Source organism: Stenotrophomonas lacuserhaii, assembly GCF_014836545.1.
In the GTDB taxonomy this organism is placed as follows: domain Bacteria; phylum Pseudomonadota; class Gammaproteobacteria; order Xanthomonadales; family Xanthomonadaceae; genus Stenotrophomonas; species Stenotrophomonas lacuserhaii.
In genome coordinates, this window is record NZ_JACSQS010000013.1 from 62,922 (window position 1) to 83,198 (window position 20,277).

General features: G+C 64.9%; 12 protein-coding genes. 8 read left to right on the forward strand and 4 right to left on the reverse strand.

What is annotated here, in order from left to right:
- The first annotated feature begins 376 nt into the window (after nt 1-376).
- The 3 genes from H9654_RS12715 to H9654_RS12725 all read left to right on the forward strand — a co-directional run bounded on the left by H9654_RS12715 (nt 377) and on the right by H9654_RS12725 (nt 4,114).
- A complete protein-coding gene (locus tag H9654_RS12715) occupies nt 377-2,602 on the forward strand; it encodes a polysaccharide biosynthesis tyrosine autokinase (RefSeq protein WP_191771132.1) in 2,226 nt (741 codons plus the stop codon).
- A 120-nt stretch (nt 2,603-2,722) separates the two neighbouring features.
- Nucleotides 2,723-3,616 carry a 4-hydroxybenzoate octaprenyltransferase gene (ubiA, locus tag H9654_RS12720; protein ID WP_191771133.1) on the forward strand — a complete coding sequence of 298 codons (894 nt, stop codon included), beginning with the start codon at nt 2,723-2,725 and terminating at the stop codon, nt 3,614-3,616.
- Nucleotides 3,617-3,934: 318 nt separating this feature from the next.
- Complete coding sequence (locus H9654_RS12725) at nt 3,935-4,114, forward strand: hypothetical protein (RefSeq protein WP_191771134.1); 180 nt, start codon at nt 3,935-3,937, stop codon at nt 4,112-4,114.
- Between the two features lie 62 nt (nt 4,115-4,176).
- Here H9654_RS12725 and H9654_RS12730 read toward each other — a convergent pair whose 3' ends face one another.
- Nucleotides 4,177-4,848 (reverse strand): VOC family protein, encoded by a 672-nt coding sequence (locus tag H9654_RS12730; protein WP_191771135.1) that lies wholly within the window; start codon nt 4,846-4,848, stop codon nt 4,177-4,179.
- A gap of 507 nt (nt 4,849-5,355) precedes the next feature.
- On the opposite strand from H9654_RS12730, the gene H9654_RS12735 reads away from it, so the two are divergent.
- Nucleotides 5,356-13,038: a YadA-like family protein gene (locus H9654_RS12735; protein ID WP_191771136.1), complete on the forward strand. Its 7,683-nt coding sequence runs from the start codon at nt 5,356-5,358 to the stop codon at nt 13,036-13,038.
- Between the two features lie 87 nt (nt 13,039-13,125).
- The gene (locus H9654_RS12740; RefSeq protein WP_191771137.1) at nt 13,126-13,929 is read left to right on the forward strand and encodes an OmpA family protein; all 804 of its coding nucleotides are present in this window, start codon (nt 13,126-13,128) and stop codon (nt 13,927-13,929) included.
- A 105-nt stretch (nt 13,930-14,034) separates the two neighbouring features.
- On the opposite strand, the gene H9654_RS12745 is transcribed toward H9654_RS12740, so the two are convergent.
- From H9654_RS12745 to H9654_RS12755, 3 genes are all read right to left on the reverse strand, one after another.
- Nucleotides 14,035-14,349, reverse strand: coding sequence for a hypothetical protein (locus tag H9654_RS12745; RefSeq protein ID WP_191771138.1), 315 nt, complete (start codon nt 14,347-14,349; stop codon nt 14,035-14,037).
- A 102-nt stretch (nt 14,350-14,451) separates the two neighbouring features.
- Nucleotides 14,452-16,092 carry an AMP-binding protein gene (locus H9654_RS12750; protein WP_191771139.1) on the reverse strand — a complete coding sequence of 547 codons (1,641 nt, stop codon included), beginning with the start codon at nt 16,090-16,092 and terminating at the stop codon, nt 14,452-14,454.
- Between the two features lie 63 nt (nt 16,093-16,155).
- Nucleotides 16,156-17,652 (reverse strand): YifB family Mg chelatase-like AAA ATPase, encoded by a 1,497-nt coding sequence (locus H9654_RS12755; RefSeq protein ID WP_191771140.1) that lies wholly within the window; start codon nt 17,650-17,652, stop codon nt 16,156-16,158.
- Nucleotides 17,653-17,797: 145 nt separating this feature from the next.
- Here H9654_RS12755 and H9654_RS12760 point away from each other — a divergent pair, with 145 nt between their 5' ends.
- The 3 genes from H9654_RS12760 to H9654_RS12770 all read left to right on the forward strand — a co-directional run bounded on the left by H9654_RS12760 (nt 17,798) and on the right by H9654_RS12770 (nt 20,270).
- Nucleotides 17,798-18,343 (forward strand): hypothetical protein, encoded by a 546-nt coding sequence (locus H9654_RS12760; RefSeq protein WP_191771141.1) that lies wholly within the window; start codon nt 17,798-17,800, stop codon nt 18,341-18,343.
- Nucleotides 18,344-18,759: 416 nt separating this feature from the next.
- Nucleotides 18,760-19,710: a glutathione S-transferase family protein gene (locus H9654_RS12765; RefSeq protein WP_191771162.1), complete on the forward strand. Its 951-nt coding sequence runs from the start codon at nt 18,760-18,762 to the stop codon at nt 19,708-19,710.
- 173 nt (nt 19,711-19,883) lie between these two features.
- Nucleotides 19,884-20,270: a glycine zipper 2TM domain-containing protein gene (locus tag H9654_RS12770; protein ID WP_191771142.1), complete on the forward strand. Its 387-nt coding sequence runs from the start codon at nt 19,884-19,886 to the stop codon at nt 20,268-20,270.
- Nucleotides 20,271-20,277: the final 7 nt, after the last annotated feature.

The following is a 20,277-nucleotide window of genomic DNA, read 5'->3' on the forward strand; positions in this document are numbered from 1 at the left end:
GAGCTGGGGAAAGTAATGCTACTACACCCGTAGCTTCGAACAGCAGGTCGTCGACAAGGCAAGAGGTGGCACGGGCAAATCCACGTCACGCGATGAGAGCGTCGGCCGCAGGTATATCAAATGCTGAATGGGTCGGCGCCCCGTTTTGGAGCGCGCAACTCAGTTTAATGCGGTAGAAGTGTGACCTCGGTCTAATGCTGCTATTGGCAGGGAGTTGACACGAGATCCGTCGTGATCTGGCTTCCCGACGCTGCGATTCGCGCGCCGACACGGATCAGGTAGACTGTTGCGCCCGTCTGATGGCCGGGACCTCCCCTGATTTACCTGAACGAGCAGTGCGCCGCGCGTGGTCTGCTCCCGAACACAAGTGGACGCAATGACCAAGCAAACGGATCCCCGAGCGCTCAAGGATGATGAGATTGATCTGCGGGAGTTGGTAGGTGTTCTGATCGACCGGAAATGGTGGATCATCATCTCTACCGCGATCTTCTCACTGGCGGGAATCGCATACGCGCTGCTTTCGGAGCCGGTATATCAGGCTCAAGCCACCGTACAGGTCGAATCGAAAGTCCCTACGATCCCAGGGCTCGCTGATCTAGCGTCTCTAGGAGGCGGTGGGAGCACTGCGGCAACGACTGAGGTTGCCTTGCTCACCTCGCGCACAGTGATTGGCACTGCGATCGATGAGCTTGACTTGGAGGTCCTCGTTAGCCCGCAGCGTCTGCCATTGGTGGGCGACTTCCTTTCCCGGCGTTTCGCGCCGGCATCGGAAGAGGACGTTGCAAAGCCTCTCTTGGGCTTGTCGAGCTACGGCTGGGGCGGTGAAGTGCTTGAAATCCATCGGCTTGAAGTCCCACGCGCGATGGTCGATACCTCGCTTACTTTGGAGGTGCTTGATAGCGCTGGTGGCTTCATGCTGTCCGACGAGGATGGTGTTGAGTTGCTACGGGGCGAGGTGGGGAAGATCGCTGAGGGTCGGGGGGTGAAACTGGAAGTAGCAACGCTCAGGGCTAACAAAGGGACTCGCTTTGATGTCACTCGAGCGCGCCGCCTCGACGTTCTTGCCGACCTTCAGGAAGACATCAAGGCTGTAGAGCAGGGCAAGGACTCTGGCATCCTGCAGCTGAGCTACGAATCAGAGGACCCGCAGCGCGCGCAGGCTGTGGTGCAGCATGTTGCTCAGGCGTACGTCCGTCAGAACGTTGACCGTAGCTCCGCCGAGGCTGCATCACAGCTGCAGTTCGTGAAGGAACAGCTGCCGACCATCCGTCGACAGGTGGAAGAGGCACAGGCTGCGATGAGCAGCTACCAATCGCGCGCCAACTCCGTTGACATCACCATGCAGACCAAGGGTCTGCTGGAGCAGGAGGTTGCCGTGGAAGGCAGCATCCAGCAGTTGCGCCTGAAGCAGGCGGAGATGGATCGCAGCTTCACACGCGAGCATCCGGCCTACCGCGCTCTACTCAACCAGCTCAGCGAACTCGAAGGCCGCAAGGCCGGCTTCAAGCGTCAGGTTAGTGACCTGCCCGATACACAGCAGGAATTGCTGCGTCTTACGCGCGATTTGCAGGTCAGCAATGAGCTGTATACCGCATTGCTGAACCAGGCGCAGCAGCTGGACGTGGCTCGCGCTGGTGCCGTAGGGAACGTACGCATCGTTGACCCGGCCATGGTGGACACTGCTAATCCGGTCAAGCCGCGTAAGCCCCTCATCGTCATCATTGCGACCCTTGTTGGCGCATTGCTCGCAACAGCATTTGTCTTCCTGCAGCGCATGCTGAACCCGGGCATCGAAGACCCGGCCGAACTGGAAGAACTCGGCCTGCCGGTCTACGCCGCCATCCCGCTCAGCGTGTCCACCGCGCTACCGAAGCTGCGCAAGGGCAAGCACGGAACGCGCGTAATCGCTGATGGCCGCCAGCACCTGCTTGCGGTCAGCTCCCCGGCAGATCCCACGGTGGAAGCGCTGCGCAGCCTGCGTACCAGCCTGCACTTCGCGATGCTGGAGGCGAAGAACAACATCCTGACCATCTCCGGTCCGCGTCCGGGTGTCGGCAAGACGTTCGTGTCCAGCAACCTGGGTGCGGTCATCGCTCAGGCTGGACAGCGCGTGCTGGTGATCGATGCGGACATGCGCAAGGGCACCCTGCACAAGCTGCTCGGCATCTCGCACCAGAAGGGCCTTTCGGACGTGCTGGGTGGCAAGCTGGCAGTCGAGGCGGCCATCCATCCGGTGCCGGGCCTGGACAACATGCACTACATGGTGCGTGGTGACATTCCGCCGAACCCGGCCGAGCTGCTGATGCACCCGCGTTTCCAGCAGATGCTGGAGTTGCTGTCGGCGCAGTACGACCTGATCATCGTGGATACCCCGCCGATCCTGGCCGTGACCGATGCGGCGCTGGTCGCTACACATGCCGGATCGAGCCTGCTGGTTACCCGTTTCGGCGTGAACCAGGCAAAGGAAATCCTGCTTACCCTGCAGCGCTTTGAACAGAACGGCGTGCAGATCAAGGGCGCGATCTTCAACGCGGTGGAAAAGCGTGCGACGGGCTATTACAGCTACGGGTACTACGAGTACAAGTCCGACGGCAAGGATTGAGGCTGTTGTTCTGAGGGCCAAGGCGTGACGACCAACGGTCGTCACCCACCGATTGCTGACGCATGACGGCCAGCGGCCGTCACTACCTGGGCCTTTGCCTGGCGGGAGTATCATTTCCCCATGTCACACACTCCCCTTGATGCGTCCCGCGCGGACGCGACGCCGCGCTGGCGGCATTACTGGAAACTGATGCGCGCCGATCGCCCGATCGGTACGTTGCTGCTGCTTTGGCCCACCTGGTGGGCGCTGTGGCTGGCGTCGGGCGGTCTGCCGCCGCTGTGGACGCTGTTCGTATTCACCGCCGGGGTCTGGCTGACCCGTTCGGCGGGTTGCGTGATCAATGATTACGCCGACCGCTGGCTGGACCCGCACGTCAAGCGAACCAAGGATCGTCCGCTGGCCAGCGGCGCGGTGCGTGGGCGGCACGCGCTGATGCTGTTCGCGGCGTTGATGCTGGTGGCGTTCGCGCTGGTACTGACGATGAACTGGCTGACTGTGGCGCTGAGCTTCGTCGGCATCTTCCTGGCGGCCAGCTACCCATACCTGAAGCGCTATACGCACCTGCCGCAGGTATACCTGGGCATGGCCTTCGGCTGGGGCATTCCGATGGCCTTCGCTGCCGTGCAAGGTGAGGTGCCGGCACTGGCGTGGCTGCTGTATGTGGGCAACATCCTGTGGTCCACCGCGTATGACACGTGGTACGCGATGGTGGACCGCGATGACGACCTGAAGATGGGCTCGCATTCCACCGCCATCCTGTTCGGGGATCTGGATCTGGTGATCCAGGGCGTGTTGTACGCGCTGTTCCTGGCGGCGATGACGCTGGTGGGCGTGCGGGCCGAGCTGGGGGTGTACTACTTCGTTTCGGTAGGCGTGGCGGCCGGGCTGGTGGCGTATGAGTTCTGGCTGTGCCGCAATCGCGAGCGCGACCGGTGCTTCAAGGCGTTCCTGCATAACAACTGGGTAGGGGCGGCGCTGTTCGTGGGGATCGCGCTGGCACTGGCAGTCAGGTAGCGCCGAGCCACGCTCGGCGAGCGCAGCGGGAAGAGCGTGACGACCAACGGTCGTCACCCACCCATGCAACGGCATGTCATCGGAACGTCACGATCCAGGCGACGGCTGAATAGGCCAAAGCACGCCGCGCCATGAACACATGCAATCCCAGTATGAACTCTTAAGGTGCTTGTTCCATAAGGGTTTCGGGGTGTTTTGCAGGCGCGGAAACCACGTCGTGACGCCGTCCTCCACACATGCGCACACATGGTTAACCAGCGCCTGCAGAGGATGGCCATGACCGCGGCATTCCGCATGCGGCTTTAGGGAGATATCCAGATGGCCAATCAGCAGAATCAGCAGAATCCGGACCAGAAGAACCAGCAGGGTCAGCAGGGTCAGCAGAACCAGCAGGGCCAGCGCGACCAGCAGGACCAGAAAGGTCAGCAGCAGCAACAGCAGCAGGACCAGCAGAAGAACAAGAACCAGCAGCAGGGCACCAACGAAGAAGAAGAATGAGTTGATGCACTGAGCTGAAGAGACAAGGCCTCGCACCCGCGGGGCTTTGTTTTTGAGGGCCGTCAGCGACTGCGAACGATCCAGCCTTGGCCGGCATCGGCCACTTCCACAGCCCCATGGGGCGCTTCGATTTCCAGCGCCAGTCCTTGTGCATTCGGCAGGTCCACCTGCTCGGGGAACCAGTGGCGCGTGGCGTCCACCACGATCAGCAGCGCTTCGTCATCGCCCATCGGTGCGAACACCGGCGAAGGGTCCGACAGCGGCTGCAGCCCGAAGCGCTCAGCCAACACGCGCTGCGTCGCCGGCACATCCCCAACCGGTAACCCGACCTCGCTCAGGCAGGTGAGCTCGCCGCCATCGAAAGGCCCTACGTGCGACGACGCAGGCAGGCGCCGCCGGCCGATCAATTCCAGTATCAGCCCATCCGGGCCAGTGAAGTACACCGACTGGGACTGCCAACTGCTTTCAAGGGCGAAGTAGTCATTGCCATCGGGCGAACGCTGCAACGGCGTGCGCGCGCGCAGCCAGGACATCGCCTCGGCGAAACGGTTGTCCGGTACGTTGAAGGCCAGGTGCACGCCGCCGACCGGCCGTCCATCGGCGGAAGCGAGGGTGATGGTACTCCAGCCAATCACTACCTGGTATTCGTGCACGGGCAGCTGCAGCGCGTCGCGAAAGTAGCGGGCGACGCTGTCGGGATCGGATACGGGAAGGGTGAGGTTTCGGATACGCATGGCCCCACTGTATCGCCAGCGCCCTCATTGGGCATAAGTGTGACGTACACCTCACTTTGTTGACGACGCCAATCACACATTGTTAGGATTGCGTTGTTCGGTGACCAGTGGATGGTTGAGCAGTGCCAAGGAGTCTGGCTTTCGCCCTCGTGCGTACGCCGGCAACCCGCACCTTCAAACCTCCCCTGGCTCGGCGATCGGTAACGATCCATTCGGGTCGTACAGGGGGCAATTCTGTATGTCTCAGTACCCAACGTCGCGCGAAAGCGCGTGCGGTGCTTTGCTTCGCCTTGAATCTGCCATGCACGGGCCCTGCGGGCCTGTCGATCTTCTGTGCGCGCGTGGTTTCCACCACGCGGAATCGCCGCCGTTCTGCCACCGACACCCCTCGGCCCGCCAGCTGGCGCGCTCCTGCGGACCGCAGCTGCCACGTGCAGCGGCGGCCGCGCCTAAGTGCGGCAACCAGCAGCGTGCCGTCGACTTCGTCACTCCCGTAGAGAACCTTCAATGAACAAGATTTACCGAAAGATCTGGAACAAAGCACTCGGCCGGATCGTGGTCGCCTCGGAACTCGCCAGCAGTGACGGCGGCGGCGCCACGGTCGGTGCAGTCGGTACCCAGCGCGGTGGTGCGCATGCGCGCCTGGCACTGGGTGTTGCCTTGGCATTGGCATCAATCGGCGCGCACGCGCAGGACATGGATCTTGGCCCGGATGGCTCGGTGACTGCCGGCCAGACCGTGCTGGACAACGAAGGCCTGCGCGTCGGCGCGGCCGTGGCGATCGGTGCCACCGCGATCAACGTGGGCAACCTGGTGATGGACGCCGGCACCAACGAACTGCGTGGCCTGTCCAACCGCACCTGGAATGCCAACGGCAGCTACACCGCCGGCCGTGCGGCGACCGAAGAGCAGCTGAAGGTAGTCAGTGATTCGGCCAATGCCGGCTGGAACGTGGCCGTCGGTGGCAGCCAGACCAACATCGGCCCGGGCGGCACCGTCACCTTCCAGGGCGACGACAACATTACGCTTTCGCAGAACAACGGCGCCGTATCGGTGGCACTGGACAAGGCGCTGGACCTGGGCGCGACCGGCAGCGTCACCACCGGTGCGACCTCGATCAACAACACCGGCCTGCGCATCACCGGTGGTCCGAGTGTGACCACGACCGGCATCAATGCCGGTAACAGCAAGATCACCCAGGTCACGGGGGGCAGCATCGTCCAGGGCGGCACCGAAGCAGTGACCGGTGGTCAGCTGTGGGCGATGCAGCAGCAGCTGTACACCGACGGCCAAGGCACCAAGTATTTCCATGTGCAGTCCACCGCAGCCGACTCAAAGGCAGTTGGTGGCGAGTCCGTTGCCATTGGTCCGAACACGATCGCAGACGGCTACCACAGCATTGCCGCGGGCGACGGTGCAAGCACCGATCTCACCGCTGAAGCCGCCATTGCGATGGGCCGTGACGCGAATACCCATGCGGCGCGCAGCGTTGTCCTGGGTGACCAGGCGAGCATCGCGACGCGTTATGCGAACGACGCCATTGTCATCGGCACGCGCGCCCATGTGGACGGCGTGCAGGTGGCGCCTGCCAACGCTGCCATCGCCATTGGCATGGACTCCACCACGAAGGCTGACAGCAGCATCGTGATCGGCAACGCAGCCACCGTGGATTCCGAGTACGCCAACGATGCCATCGCCATCGGCAGCAATGCACGTGCTGAAGGGCAGTCCGCGATCGAAGCCGTTGCCATCGGTGTCAATGCGCGCGTGACCGCGACCCGTGCCACCGCCGTGGGTACCGATGCACAGGCGCTGGGCGCCAACAGCATCGCACTGGGGCAGGCCACGGCCAGCGGTGGCAGCGCCATCGCGGCGGGCAATGCAGCCGAAGCAGAGACCCCCAACAGTATTTCCCTCGGTAGCGGCGCCGGCGTGGGCACGGTCGGCAATGCCGCCGGGGACCGCACCTCGCACATTGCCATCGGCACCGGTGCAGGTACCAACGTCGCCGGCAATCAGACTACTGCTATCGGCTTCCAGGCTGGCGCCAATGTCACCGGCGACCAGAACATCGCCATCGGCAGCCAGGCGGGTACGGGCATTACCGGTGACTTCAACGTTGCGGTCGGCTACCAGGCCAACAGCGGCGCGGCCAACCTGCAACGCTCGGTCGCCGTGGGTAGTGGCTCCAGCGCCGACAGCGATGCCAACGCATTCGGCTACGGCGCCACCGCACAGGGAGTGGGCGCGGTCGCCGTCGGTACGGAAAGCAATGCAGGCGCGCATGGCGTCGCGCTGGGCCGCAACACCATCGCCGAGAATGGCAACGTGGCACTCGGCTTCGCCTCTGAAGCCCTCAACAGCGACCTGGCTGGAAATGGCTACCTGACCGGCACCACGCCCATCGGCAACGTGGTATCGGTCGGCAATACCGGTGCAGGCACCCAGCGCCGCATCGTCAACGTGGCCGATGGCGCGCAGCGCTATGACGCAGCCAACGTAGGCCAGTTGCGTGCGACCCAGCAGACCGTGGCCAACCTGATTGGTGGTGAAGTCACGGTGGATGCGGCGAGTGGCAACTTCTCGCAGATCACCCTGCGCGATTCCAGCAACAACGAGTTCAAGTTCAACACCGTCACCGAAGCGCTGGGAGCGGTCACCAACGGAACCGTCAGCACGCTGCCGGCGAATGCGGTGGTGCGTAACAATGATGGCGGCATCAGCAACGTCAACGCCGGTGTGCTGGGTACCGATGCGGTCAACGTGGCACAGCTGAACAGCACCGTCGCCAACAACAGCAGCAAGTACGTCAGCATCAAATCCACCGATGCGGCCAACCGTGACAACGCCGGCGCAACCGGCAACAACGCCACTGCCATCGGCCCGCAAGCCGACGCCACCGGAAACGAGGCACTGGCGCTGGGTTATCGCACCCGTGCGCAGGCGGCCAGCGCCGTGGCCATCGGCAGCGATGTGAACGCGCTGGGCGTCGCATCCACCGTGGTGGGCAACGAGAGTTACGCCTACGGCCGCTCCGGCATCGCCATCGGCGACCGCGCAGTGAGCAGCGGCAACAACTCCATCACCATCGGTACCGACGCCCAGGCGGATCCGAAGTCGCCGGTGGCCACCGTCAACAATGCGATCGTCATCGGCACCGAGGCAGAGGTTTCGGCGGACGATGGCATCGCCATGGGTCGCAGTGCCTTGGCATCTGAAGAGCGCGCCGTGGCACAGGGCTACGACGCACACGCCACCGGTATCGATGCACTGGCCGAAGGCACCCGTGCGCGTGCCAGCGGTCTGCGTGCGCAGGCCAGCGGCACCGACGCCCAGGCGTCCGGTGTGGATGCCATTGCCTCGGGCACCGATTCACGTGGTTATGCGGTGAATGGTGTCGCGCTGGGACGTGGTGCCGTGGCCGGCATTGCCAATCCGCTGCCGGCGGACGTTGCCAACAACATCAACGCGGTGGCCATCGGCAATGGCGCCCAGGCCGTGCAGAACAGCGCCACCGCGCTGGGTAACGGTGCCAGCGCCAGTGCGGCATCGGCCTATGCCGTCGGTACAAACGCATCGTCCACCGGTATTTCGGCCCACGCGACCGGCACCAATGCGCGCGCCACTGCTGAATCGGCAATTGCCTCGGGCACCAGCTCGCTGGCATCGGCGCAGTACGCCGTCGCGGTCGGCGCCACCAGCCAGGCAACGGCAGTCAACAGCTTCGCGGCCGGCTTCAATGCCCAGGCCAGCGGCGCCGATGCGTATGCACTGGGCCGTGGCAGCCGTGCCAGCGGAACCGATACCATCGCGTTCGGTCGCGATGCGATTGCCTCGAACAATGACGCCGTGGCGCTGGGACACAACTCGACCACGGCAGCTGTCATCAACACGCCCAGCGCGCAGGTCGACAAGCTGACCTACATCTACGCGGGTTCCAACGCGACCAGTACGGTCAGCGTGGGTGCAAGCGGCATGCCCCGCACGATCACCAATGTTGCCGCGGGGCAGGTGGGCTCGAGCAGCACCGATGCGATCAATGGCAGCCAGCTGTATGGCACCAACGAAGCGGTCCGCCTGCTGGGCAACAACTTGGACAGCGCGGGCAGCAGCACGGCCGCAGGACTGGGGATCTACTCGAGCTACAACCCGAACAACCACACCGTGACCACTGGTTTCAGGCTGGGCACCAACCAGTACACCAATGTCCAGGATGCGCTGACGCGTGCCGCCAGCGGCATCAACCTCAGCGCGCAGGGTGCCAACGCCACCAATGTCGGTCCGACCAGCACCATCGGCGCCACGATGGACCTTCGCTCGGCCAACGCCAACCTGGCTGTCCGCAAGACCGCGCTCAGCAACACGGTGGAGTTCGAGCTGGCCGAGGACATCGACCTGGGCGGCGACGGCAGCCTGAAGACCGGCGACACCCGGATCGACAACGCCGGCGTCGCGATCACCAACGGCACGGTGTCGAACATCATCAACGCAGGTTCCTCGGTGGTGCGCGATGGCACCTCGGATACCACCGTCAGCGCGGGCAACGTGGCCGTGACCACGGGTGGCAACACCACCAACATCGGTGCCACAAGCGTGGTCGTTGGCGGTGCCAACCCGCTGGTAGTGGACGGTTCCACCGGTACCGTCACCGGCCTGGGCAACAAGACTTTCACCCCGGGCAGCATCACCAGCGGCCGCGCCGCCACCGAAGACCAGCTGCAGCTGGTCAGCGACGTGGCCAATGCCGGCTGGAACGTCACCGACGCCGACGGCAACGCGGCCAACATCGGTCCGGACGGCAAGGTCACCTTCACCGGCGACAACAACCTGACCGTGGCCCAGACCGGCGCGGACGACGCCGGCGTAGTGGGCATCACGCTGAAGAAGCAGATCGACCTGGGCAGCACCGGCAGCGTCACCACCGGCGACACCGTGGTCGACACCAATGGCGTGCAGGTCAACAACGCCATGGGCACTACGATGATCGGTGGCGGCATGGCGATGCTGACCGATGGCACCCGCTTTACCGCCGTGGCACCGGGCACGGTGGCGCTGTTCGACGGCACCCACACCAGCCAGCTGAACAGCACCGGCCTGCAGGTAGGCGGCTCCAAGCCGGTGGTCATCGATGGCATGGTGGGCACGGTGAACGGGTTGAGCAACAAGAGCTTCGACCCGACCAAGATCGTCAGCGGCCAGGCTGCCAGTGAAGACCAGCTGCTGCAGGTCAGCAACGCGGCCAACGCCGGCTGGAACGTCACCGATGCCGACGACAACGTCGCCAACATCGGTCCGGACGGCAAGGTCACCTTCACCGGCGACAACAACCTGGCCGTGGCCCAGACCGGCGCGGACGACGCCGGCGTAGTGGGCATCACGCTGAAGAAGCAGATCGACCTGGGCAGCGCCGGCAGCGTCACCACCGGCGACACCGTGGTGAACACCACCGGCGTATCGGTCGGCACCGGTGTGAACACCACCACCATTGGTGCGAACAGCGTCGTTGTGGGCGGTGCCAACCCGATCGTGGTCAACGGTTCCAACGGTACCGTCACCGGCCTGAGCAACAAGACCTTCACTCCGGGCAGCATCACCAGCGGTCGTGCCGCCACCGAGGACCAGTTGCAGCAGGTCAGCCAGACCGTCAGCGCCGGCTGGGACATCAGCGCCGATGGCCTGAACGTTTCCAAGGTGTCTTCGACCAGCCCGACCGGCAGCAGCGTGGACCTGAGCTCGGCCGACGGCAACGTGGTGCTGACCAAGGCCGACGACAGCAATGACGTGTCCTTCGGCCTGGCTGAAGACATCAAACTGGGTGCCAACGGCAGCTTGACCGCCGGCAACAGCACGCTGGACACCAGTGGGCTGATCGTCACCGGCAGCACCGGTGCCACCACCGTAGGCGCCACCGCGATCACCGTCGGCGGTGCGAAGCCGCTGGTGCTCAACGGCTCCACCGGCACCATCGGCGGGCTGAGCAACACCTCGTTTGATCCGACCGCTGTCACCAGCGGCCAGGCGGCCACCGAAGACCAGCTCAAGCAGGTCAGCGATGTCGCCACGGCGGGCTGGAACGTCACCGATGCGGCAGGCAGCACCGCCAACATCGGCCCCAACGGCAAGGTCACCTTCACCGGCGACAGCAACCTGGACGTGGCCCAGACCGGTGTGGACGGTGAAGGCGTGGTGGCGGTCACGCTGAAGAAGAACCTGGACCTGGGCAGCACCGGCAGTGTCACCACCGGCAACACCGTGGTCGACAACAGCGGCGTTCAAGTCGGCGATGGCACGTCCACCACCAGCATCGGCGCAACCGCGATCAATGTGGGCGGCACGATCGTGCTCAACGGTGCGTCCGGCACCATCGGTGGGCTGAGCAACACGACGTTCGATCCGACCGGCATCACCAGCGGCCAGGCGGCCACCGAAGACCAGCTCAAGCAGGTCAGCGATGTCGCCAGCGCTGGCTGGAACGTCACCGATGCGGCCGGCAACACCGCCAACATCGGCCCGAACGGCAAGGTCACCTTCACCGGCGACAGCAACCTGGACGTGGCCCAGACCGGTGCGGACGATGCCGGCGTGGTGGCGGTCAGCCTGAAAAAGAACCTGGACCTGGGCAGCACCGGCAGCGTGGCCATCGGCAACACCCTGCTGGACAACAACGGCCTGACCCTGGTCGGTGGCCCGAGCATCACCAGCGCCGGCATCGACGCAGGCAGCAGTCGCGTCACCAACGTGGCGGCTGGCGTGGATGGCACCGATGCGGTCAACGTGGACCAGATGGGCGATGCCATCGAAGCCGGTCGTACGCGTTATTACAGCGTCAACTCCACCGGTGGCGGCAATGAAGCCAACGATGGTGCGACCGGCGCCGATGCGATCGCTGCGGGCCGCGACGCGCAAGCCGATGGCGACCAGGCGGTTGCGATGGGCGTGGGTGCAGTGGCCGCCGGCACGGGCAGCCTGGCACTCGGTGCCGGTGCGAACGCGCAGGCAGTCAACAGCCTGGCCTTCGGCAACGGCGCGGTGGCCAGCCATGGCAACAGCATCGCGATGGGCGCCGGTTCGGCCACCACCGTGGGCGCGCAGGTGAACTACCAGGGTGCCTACGTCGGCAACTCCAGCTCGACCGGTGAGATGAATCTCGGTGGCCGCCAGGTCACCGGCGTGGCAGCCGGTTCGGCGGCGACCGATGCGGTCAACGTCAGCCAGCTCAATGCCGGCGTTGCCAGTGCGGTGGGCGATTCCAAGCAGTACACCGATACCCAGATCGGCGTGGTCAACACCCGCATCGACGGTATCGACAACCGTGTCACCACCATCGAAGGCGACCTGATCGATATCCGTGGCGACATCACCGACATCCGCAACGACGTGGTGGACATCCAGGGTGACATCACCGACCTGGACGGCCGCATGAGCAGCGTGGAAGGCGATATCCGCAATGCCAACCAGGTCGCAGGCACCACTGTTGCCAAGGTCACCGACATCGAATACGGTGCCGACGGCATGTTCCAGGTCAGCCAGGACGGCGATCTGAACAAGCCGCAGGCCACTGGCCAGAATTCGGTGGGCGGCGGCAAGGGCGCGGTGGCATCGGGCGCCAACAGCACGGCCCTGGGTAACCAGGCTGTGGCCAGCGGCGCCAACAGCACCGCCATCGGCCAGGGCTCGATTGCCAGCCACGACAACAGCGTGGCGCTGGGCCAGGGCTCGAAGACCACGGTGGGCGCACAGACCGGCTACAACGCCGCGTACGTGGGCAGCAGCACCTCCACCGGTGAGGTCAACATCGGCGGCCGCACGATGACCGGCGTTGCGGCCGGTATCGCTGGCACCGATGCGACCAACGTCAACCAGCTGACTGCGGGCGTCAACCAGGCCATCACCTCGGCCAACCAGTACACCGATGCGCGCATCGGCAAGGTGGAAGACGACCTGTGGCAGCTGGACCGCGGCTACCGCAGCGCCACCGCCGCCGCCATGGCGATGGCCGGCCTGCCGCAGGCCTACCTGCCGGGCAAGAGCATGTTGTCGATGGCCTTCGGTGGCTACCAGAGCGAGTACGGCATGGCGCTGGGCCTGTCCGGCATCACCGACAACGGCCGCTGGGTCTACAAGGCCCAGGCCAGCGGCAACACCATGCGCGACTGGGGCTTCTCGGTCGGTGCCGGCCTGCAGTGGTGATGTCGTCCTGACCTGGGGGAACGGGGCCGGCCATGCGCTGGCCCCGCTTCCCACGCTGTCTCCCATTCGAATTCGAAGGATTGTTTGATGAACATGGCAAACCGTTTCAAAGCCGCCGCCACCACCGCACTGGTCCTGGCTCTCGCGGCCTGCACCACCCAGGCCACCAAGCAGGGCCCGGGTGAAGTGAGCTTCCCGGACCGTGATCGCATCGTGTTGAAGGAAGGTACTTTCCCGAACGTGGCCAACCTGCGCAGCATCGGCCCGGGTGTCACCAAGGACCAGCTGTACCACCTGCTGGGCCGTCCGCATTTCAGCGAAGGCTTCGCACCGAAGGCCTGGAATTACCTGTTCCACTTCCGCACGCCCGAAGGCGTGGTGACCTGCCAGTACCAGGTGCGGTTCGACAATGAAAAGCGCGGCCAGTCGTTCCATTGGGCGCCGGCATCCTGTGCGGATGTGCTGAATCCGCCGGTCGCCCCGGTGGCGCCCGTGGCCGCTGACGGCGTGGCGCGTTTCTCGCTGTCGGCCGATGCATTGTTCGCGTTCGGCCGCTCCGGCGTGGCCGACATCAAGCCGGACGGCAACGCCGAACTGAAGCGCATCGCCGCTGAAATCAGCGCCGCCAAGGACAGCCAGGTGACGGTGGTCGGGCATACCGACCGCATCGGCAGCGACGCCAGCAACCAGCGTTTGTCGCAGGCACGCGCGGACACCGTGCGTGGCGTCCTGGTAAGCCAGGGCGTGGCCGCAGCCAGCATCCGTGCCGAAGGCCGCGGCGAAGCCGAACCGGTAACGCGTGACTGTGCCGATTCGCTGGCACACCGCGCGCTGGTGGCCTGCCTAGCCCCGGACCGCCGCGTGGAAATCGCCGTCAGCGGCTCACGCTGACCGCATCACTGGCCGTCACTGCTCCGGTAGTGACGGCCGCTGGCCGTCAACGCCTGCTCCTGGTGGGTGACGACCGTTGGTCGTCACGCCCTTGCCCCACCTACCTCAGATCCCGCTCTTGGCGAATTCCTGATTCAACGCGTGCGTCATCCGCGCAATCTCAGGCGTCAAACAGGTGTTGAACTGCGCCGGATCCTTGCACCGCGCCGCCACCTCGGTGGAGCGCTGCTTCAATCCGAACGTCCCCAGAATCCCGCGCGCACGGACGAAACACGCCGCACCCGGTGAGCCCTGCTGCAGCTCGCCATGGCGTGCCGTGCAATGGGTGATGGCCGCCGCCAGTGCAGCCGCATTGACCGCATACAACGCACCTTCGCTGGTATCAGCAGCACGCGCGTGGTGGGGCAGGGCGATCGCCACGCCCAACAGCATCGTCGTCCAGATCGATTTCACATCAACGCTCCGGCACAGGCAGACGGCCCATGCATCTTCTGGGCGTGATTCTAGCGCACGCGCGCCGGCTCATTGACCCGCCTGACGGGCCACTTCGGCCGCCCGCAGCACGAAGCGCTGCACCTTGCCGCTCGGCGTCTTCGGGACCTCACTGACGAACTCCACCAGCCGCGGATAGGCATGCGCGGACAGTCGTGTCTTCACGTACTGCTGCAGTTGCGCGGCCAACGCCGCATCGCCTTCGATGCCGCTACTGGCGATCACGAAGGCCTTCACGATCTCGGTGCGCTCCGCATCAGGAACGCCGATCACCACCGCCTCGGCGACGGCGGGATGTTCCAGCAGCGCGCTTTCCACGTCGAACGGACCGATCCGATAACCGGACGAGGTGATCACATCATCGGATCGCCCGATGAAGCTGATAGAGCCGTCGTCCTCGCATTCCACGGTGTCGCCGGTCAGGTAGTAGCCATCGCGGATGGCCGGTGTGTCCGCGCCGTAGTAGCCGGTGAACCACATCAGCGGCGAGCACGCGATGTCGATCGCCAGGATGCCTGGCGTTCGCGGGGGCAGCTCGCGGCCGTCATCGTCCAGCACCGCCACGCGGTAGCCCGGCATCGCGAAGCCGGACGATCCCGCACGCACCGCATGCTCCAGTGCGTGATGGTTGTTCACCACCATGCCGGTTTCGGTCTGTCCGTAGTGATCCAGTACGGTGGTGGACAGATGGGCAGTGAACCAGCGAGCGATCTCGGCATTCAACGGCTCGCCGGCACTGCTGACCGCCCGCAGTTGGCCCGCGACGCGCGCGGCCGATGCCTCGCCCGCCGCGATGATCTGCCGGTAGGCGGTCGGCGAGCCCGCCAGGTTGGTGACGCCCAGCCGTTCGATCACCTCGTGCAGGCCCTGCACGGTGAACGGCGCCTCGTTGAAGGTGGTCGCCTCCCCGAGCATGAGGGGGCCGATCACCGCGTAGTACAGCCCATACGCCCAGCCGGGATCGGCGATATTCCAGAACACATCGCCGGGGCGGAGATCCACCGCCAACTGCATGTAGCTGGCGAAGGACATCAGCGCCCGCAGTGGTACCGGAACGCCCTTCGGCGCGCCGGTGGTGCCTGAGGTGGACAGCAGCACCATCAGCGCATCGCCGCGCAGCAGCACCGGTTCGAAGGGCGCGCTGCCGGCGTCGGCCAGACGCGCGCGCCAGTCGATGTCCGCTGCTTCAGCAGGCTGGTCGGCGGGGAGAATCGTGGCGACCGGCGGACAGTCTTCGACATCATCCAGCTTGTGCCGGTTGATGTGATCGGTGACCACCAGCCGGGTGCGGCCGGTGCGCAGCCGCGATTCGATGGCCTTGGCCCCGAAGGCGGTGAACAGTGGCTGGTACACAGCGCCTACGCGCCACGTGCCGAGGATCGTGGCCAGCAGCTCCGGCGTGCGCGGCAGCATGCCGGCCACCACATCGCCGCGGCCGATGCCCTGTGCGGTGAGCACATGCGCGACCCTGGATGCGGCCGCGCGCAGGTCTTCGAAGGTGTACAGGTGCAGGCTGCCGTCCGTGCTGATCCAGCGCAGCGCCAAGCGATCATTGCCGCAATGGCGGTCACAGCATTCCACGCAGGCATTGATGCCGTCCTGCAGGTCGCCGTGCAGGCGGCCTTCCCAGTCGTGGAGGTTGAAGTCATCCACGGCACGTTGATAGGTCATGGGGGAGCTCCGGGGCGTGTCTGGCACGATACCCCGTTGCGTGGGGCTGTGGGTCGTGCCGGCTTACGCCCCCCGATCCAACTGCCGATAACCGATCGCCTCCGCCAGGTGCGCGGTATCAATGCCATCACACCCCGCCAGGTCCGCAATCGTGCGCGCCACCCTCAGTATCCGGTGCATCGCACGCGCAGACAGCTGCAGCCGCTCGATGGCCTGCTCCAGCAGGCTCTGGTCGGCTTCGGAAAGATGCGCGCACAAGCGAAGTGCCTTGCTGTCCATATGGGCATTGAGCGCGCCACGCTGCAGCTGACGCTCGCGCGCAGCGATCACCCTTGAGCGAACATCCGCACTGCACTCGCCTGCCGGAGCCCCCTCGCGCAACTCTTCCGGCGACAGGCGGCTGACCGTGACATGCAGATCGATGCGGTCCAGCAACGGGCCTGACACCCGTCCGCGATAGCGCTGGATGCGCTCGCTGGTACACAGGCAGCGGTTGCTGCGATCCCCGGCCCAGCCGCAGGGGCAGGGGTTCATCGCGGTGACCAGTTGGAAGCGTGCGGGAAACACGGCACTGCGCGCCGCGCGGCTGATGCGGATATGGCCCGACTCCAGGGGTTCGCGCAGGATCTCCAGCGCCATGCGCGACCACTCCGGCAGTTCGTCCAGGAACAGCACCCCGTTGTGCGCCAGCGAGATCTCACCGGGGTGCGGCGGGTTGCCTCCACCGGCCAATGCGGCAGGGCTGGCGCTGTGGTGCGGCGCGCGGAACGGTCGCTGCCGCCAGCGCCGCGGGTCCAGCCCGCTGCCGCTGATCGAGGCGATGGCTGCGCTCTGCAGGGCCTCGGCCTGGCTGGCCTCGGGCAGGATGCCGGCCAGCCGGGAGGCCAGCAGGGTCTTGCCGCAGCCGGGACTTCCAATCAGCAACAAGTGGTGCCCGCCGGCCGCAGCGACCTCCAGCGCACGCCGCGCATGCGGCTGGCCGCGCACATCGGTGAGGTCCAGCGGCGGATCGGCCTCGATGCTGGCACGCTCCGCGCGGGGCAGGCGGGAAGGATTCTCAACCGATGCACAGACTTCCAGCAGCGTGCGCGCCACACGCACATCCGCATGCTCGGCCAGCGCGGCTTCGGCTGCATTGGCGGGCGGCACGAACAGCGTGCGGTTGGCCTCCGCTGCGGCAATGGCGGCCGGCAGCACGCCATCGACCGGGCGCAGTTCGCCGGTCAGCGCGAGTTCGGCCACGTACTCATGGCGGACCACCTGCTGCGGGTCCAGCTGGCCACTGGCGGCCAGGATGCCCATCGCAATGGCCAGATCGAAGCGGCCGCCCTCTTTGGGCAGATCCGCCGGGCCCAGGTTGATGGTGATGCGGCGCTGCGGATAATCAAACCGCGCGCAGAGCAGCGCTGCGCGCACGCGTTCACGCGATTCGCGGACAGTGGTTTCCGGCAGGCCGACGATCTGGGTAGCGGGCAGGCCACCGGACAGATGCACCTCGACACGAACCAGCGGCGCATCGGCGCCGGCACGGGCGCGGCTGTGGACCAGCGCGAGGCTCATGCGGTGACTCCCTCGGATGCAGGAACCCAGTGTGGTGCAGGCGGTGCTGGCTGTACGTCGGTGGAGGGAACGCAGTACTGTAGGTGGAGCTACTTACGATCGCTGCTACATCGGGTGGGCTACTCAAGCGAAGGAGACGCGCAGCATGGTCGGGAAAGCTTCACGGGCACGTACGTATACCGCCTTCGGTATTGCAGCACTCTGCTGGGCGCTGTCGGCGAGCAACCTTGGCTACATCTCTTTCTTTTACGCCTTCGCTTTGGCCGCAAGTCTTGCCGCACAGTGGTTGTGGTTCAAGGATGTTCCGCTGTTGACGGCGTCGAGGGGGCTCGAGTTCTACGTCCTGCTGTGCGCAAGTGCGTTGGTGTATCTACTTCCCTCGGCACTGTCGGGCCGCCTGCTGTCAGATGCGTTCCAAGTGCAGCAGACGGCGATATGGGCTGCCGTCACTGTGGCCGTGCACGCAGGTGGTGCGTTGCTTGCGATGCGGCTGAATTGGCGGCGCGGGGCGGGCGTTGCCCTCGCACTATTCGTTGCCATGGTGGCAGCATGCGGGGTGAGATGGGTGCAGTCAGGCGAGGAGCGTCCGCCGATGCTGGCGGTGTTGCTTCCGGTGATCGGCTACTTGCCCGGTGTTGCGGCTGCGATTGATAACGTGCCGATCCAGGTGGAGCTGCCCAGATCGAAGTAGAACGAAGTGGGCGAACTAACTCTGCTGCGGTGGCGGGGAGCGCCCTGGAGTAGCTTTGCCACGTAGTGTCGAGCTTGCTCGACACATACGGATGTCGAGCAAGCTCGACACTACGTGGCTGTTCGGGGCTAGCCCCGTGCGGCCGTAGCTTCACTCACGCGGTTTTCCCGTTTCGCCAGATCCTTGCCGACGAGATAGCCCGCGAAGAGAACGCAATACACCAGCGCAACCGCACCCATGATCACGTGGAACGTCTGCCTGCTCTTATCCGCCATATCACTGTCACTCCATTGACTGAAAGGGACGCGCTCCGCTGCGCCTTGCAGAGTTTGCCACACAGTGTCGAGCAAGCTCGACACTACGTTGCCGCTGCCTGCGTTAGAACGGGAGCCGACTTCAAACAAAGGGCTTCCCCGATGGGCATGTTGGTTAATGGCGAATGGCAGACCGGTACCGCGGGCGGTGCCGGCGAAGACGGGCACTTCCATCGCGAAGAATCCACCTTCCGCCGCTGGCTCACTGCGGACGGCGGCTGCGCCCCGAACGGACAACCGGCGCTGATTGCAGAACCCGAGCGCTTCCGTCTGTACGTCAGCCTGGCCTGCCCATGGGCCCATCGCACGCTGATCGTGCGTGCGCTGAAAGGGCTGGAACCGCTGATCCCGCTGTCCATCGTGAACTGGCATATGGGCGACAACGGCTGGAACTTCGCGCCGGGCCCCTTGGTGACGCCCGATCCCGAGCGCGGCGCGCAGTACCTGCACCAGCTGTATCAGGCCGCCAAGCCCGGCATGACCGGGAAAGTGACCGTCCCCGTGCTGTGGGACCGCACCGAGGGGGATATCGTCAGCAACGAATCGGCCGACATCATCCGCATGTTCAACGACGCCTACGATCACCTGGGCGCACGACCAGGCAACTACTATCCCGAAGCGCTGCGGCCGGAGATCGATCGCATCAACGAGCGGGTGTATGAAACGCTCAACAACGGCGTTTACCAGGCAGGCTTCGCCGCCACGCAGGAAGCCTACGACGAAGTCATCGGGCCTTTGTTCGAAACACTGGATTGGCTGGATGGCCTACTGACGGATCAACAATGGCTGGTCGGCGGGGTGATGACCGAGGCGGATATCCGGCTGTTCACTACGCTGATCCGCTTCGACTCGGTCTATTACGTGCACTTCAAGTGCAACGTGAAGCGAATCGCCGATTACCCCGGCCTGCATGCGTTCGTGCAACGGATGATGGTTATCCCGGAGGTGGAGGGGACGGTCAATTTCGAGCACGTCAAACATCATTACTACGGTAGCCACAAACACATCAATCCGTCCGGGATCGTGCCGGCAGGCCCTGTGGCTCCCTACTGAGGGGGGGTGATTTGCCTTGCTCGCGACGATGCCCGCCCCAACCTGAACAGGGGTCGGTTCATGTCCGGGTACGCAATGTTCCGGCAATCTTCGGCGACGAGATTGAACCGTGCGGGGACAGCACAACGCCCGCTTCCCGCAACTGATCACCTGTCCTGTTGGAGGATTTGACGATGCTTACCTCAACCGCTTCCGTATTCCGTGGCTTGGCCCTGGCATTGGCACTCACCGCCGGCGTTACCGTCGCCAGCGACGCCGATGCCATGTCGCGCAAGGACAAGAACACTGCGATCGGTGCAGTGGTCGGTGGTGTCGCAGGGCACGTCCTGTCCAATGGTGATCCGCTGATGACCGTAGGCGGTGCGGTGGCCGGCGGTGCGATCGGCAACGTGACCACCAAGGATCGCCGCGACAACCGCAACTATCGCTACGACCGTGATCGTCGCTATGACCGCGACTACCGCTACGAGCGCAGCAGCCGTCACGACCGTCGCAATGACCGCCGTCATTGGAACAACGGCCGTCGTGGGAATGATCGCCATCATGGTGGTTGGCGCTGAGTTGATT

Bases quoted from the DNA above. Each gene is read 5' to 3' on its own strand.
- H9654_RS12715 (WP_191771132.1), top strand. From the start codon at position 377: ATGACCAAGCAAACGGATCCCCGAGCGCTCAAGGATGATGAGATTGAT.
- ubiA (WP_191771133.1), top strand. From the start codon at position 2,723: ATGTCACACACTCCCCTTGATGCGTCCCGCGCGGACGCGACGCCGCGC.
- H9654_RS12725 (WP_191771134.1), top strand. From the start codon at position 3,935: ATGGCCAATCAGCAGAATCAGCAGAATCCGGACCAGAAGAACCAGCAG.
- H9654_RS12730 (WP_191771135.1), bottom strand. From the start codon at position 4,848: ATGCGTATCCGAAACCTCACCCTTCCCGTATCCGATCCCGACAGCGTC.
- H9654_RS12735 (WP_191771136.1), top strand. From the start codon at position 5,356: ATGAACAAGATTTACCGAAAGATCTGGAACAAAGCACTCGGCCGGATC.
- H9654_RS12740 (WP_191771137.1), top strand. From the start codon at position 13,126: ATGAACATGGCAAACCGTTTCAAAGCCGCCGCCACCACCGCACTGGTC.
- H9654_RS12750 (WP_191771139.1), bottom strand. From the start codon at position 16,092: ATGACCTATCAACGTGCCGTGGATGACTTCAACCTCCACGACTGGGAA.
- H9654_RS12755 (WP_191771140.1), bottom strand. From the start codon at position 17,652: ATGAGCCTCGCGCTGGTCCACAGCCGCGCCCGTGCCGGCGCCGATGCG.
- H9654_RS12760 (WP_191771141.1), top strand. From the start codon at position 17,798: ATGGTCGGGAAAGCTTCACGGGCACGTACGTATACCGCCTTCGGTATT.
- H9654_RS12765 (WP_191771162.1), top strand. From the start codon at position 18,760: ATGGGCATGTTGGTTAATGGCGAATGGCAGACCGGTACCGCGGGCGGT.
- H9654_RS12770 (WP_191771142.1), top strand. From the start codon at position 19,884: ATGCTTACCTCAACCGCTTCCGTATTCCGTGGCTTGGCCCTGGCATTG.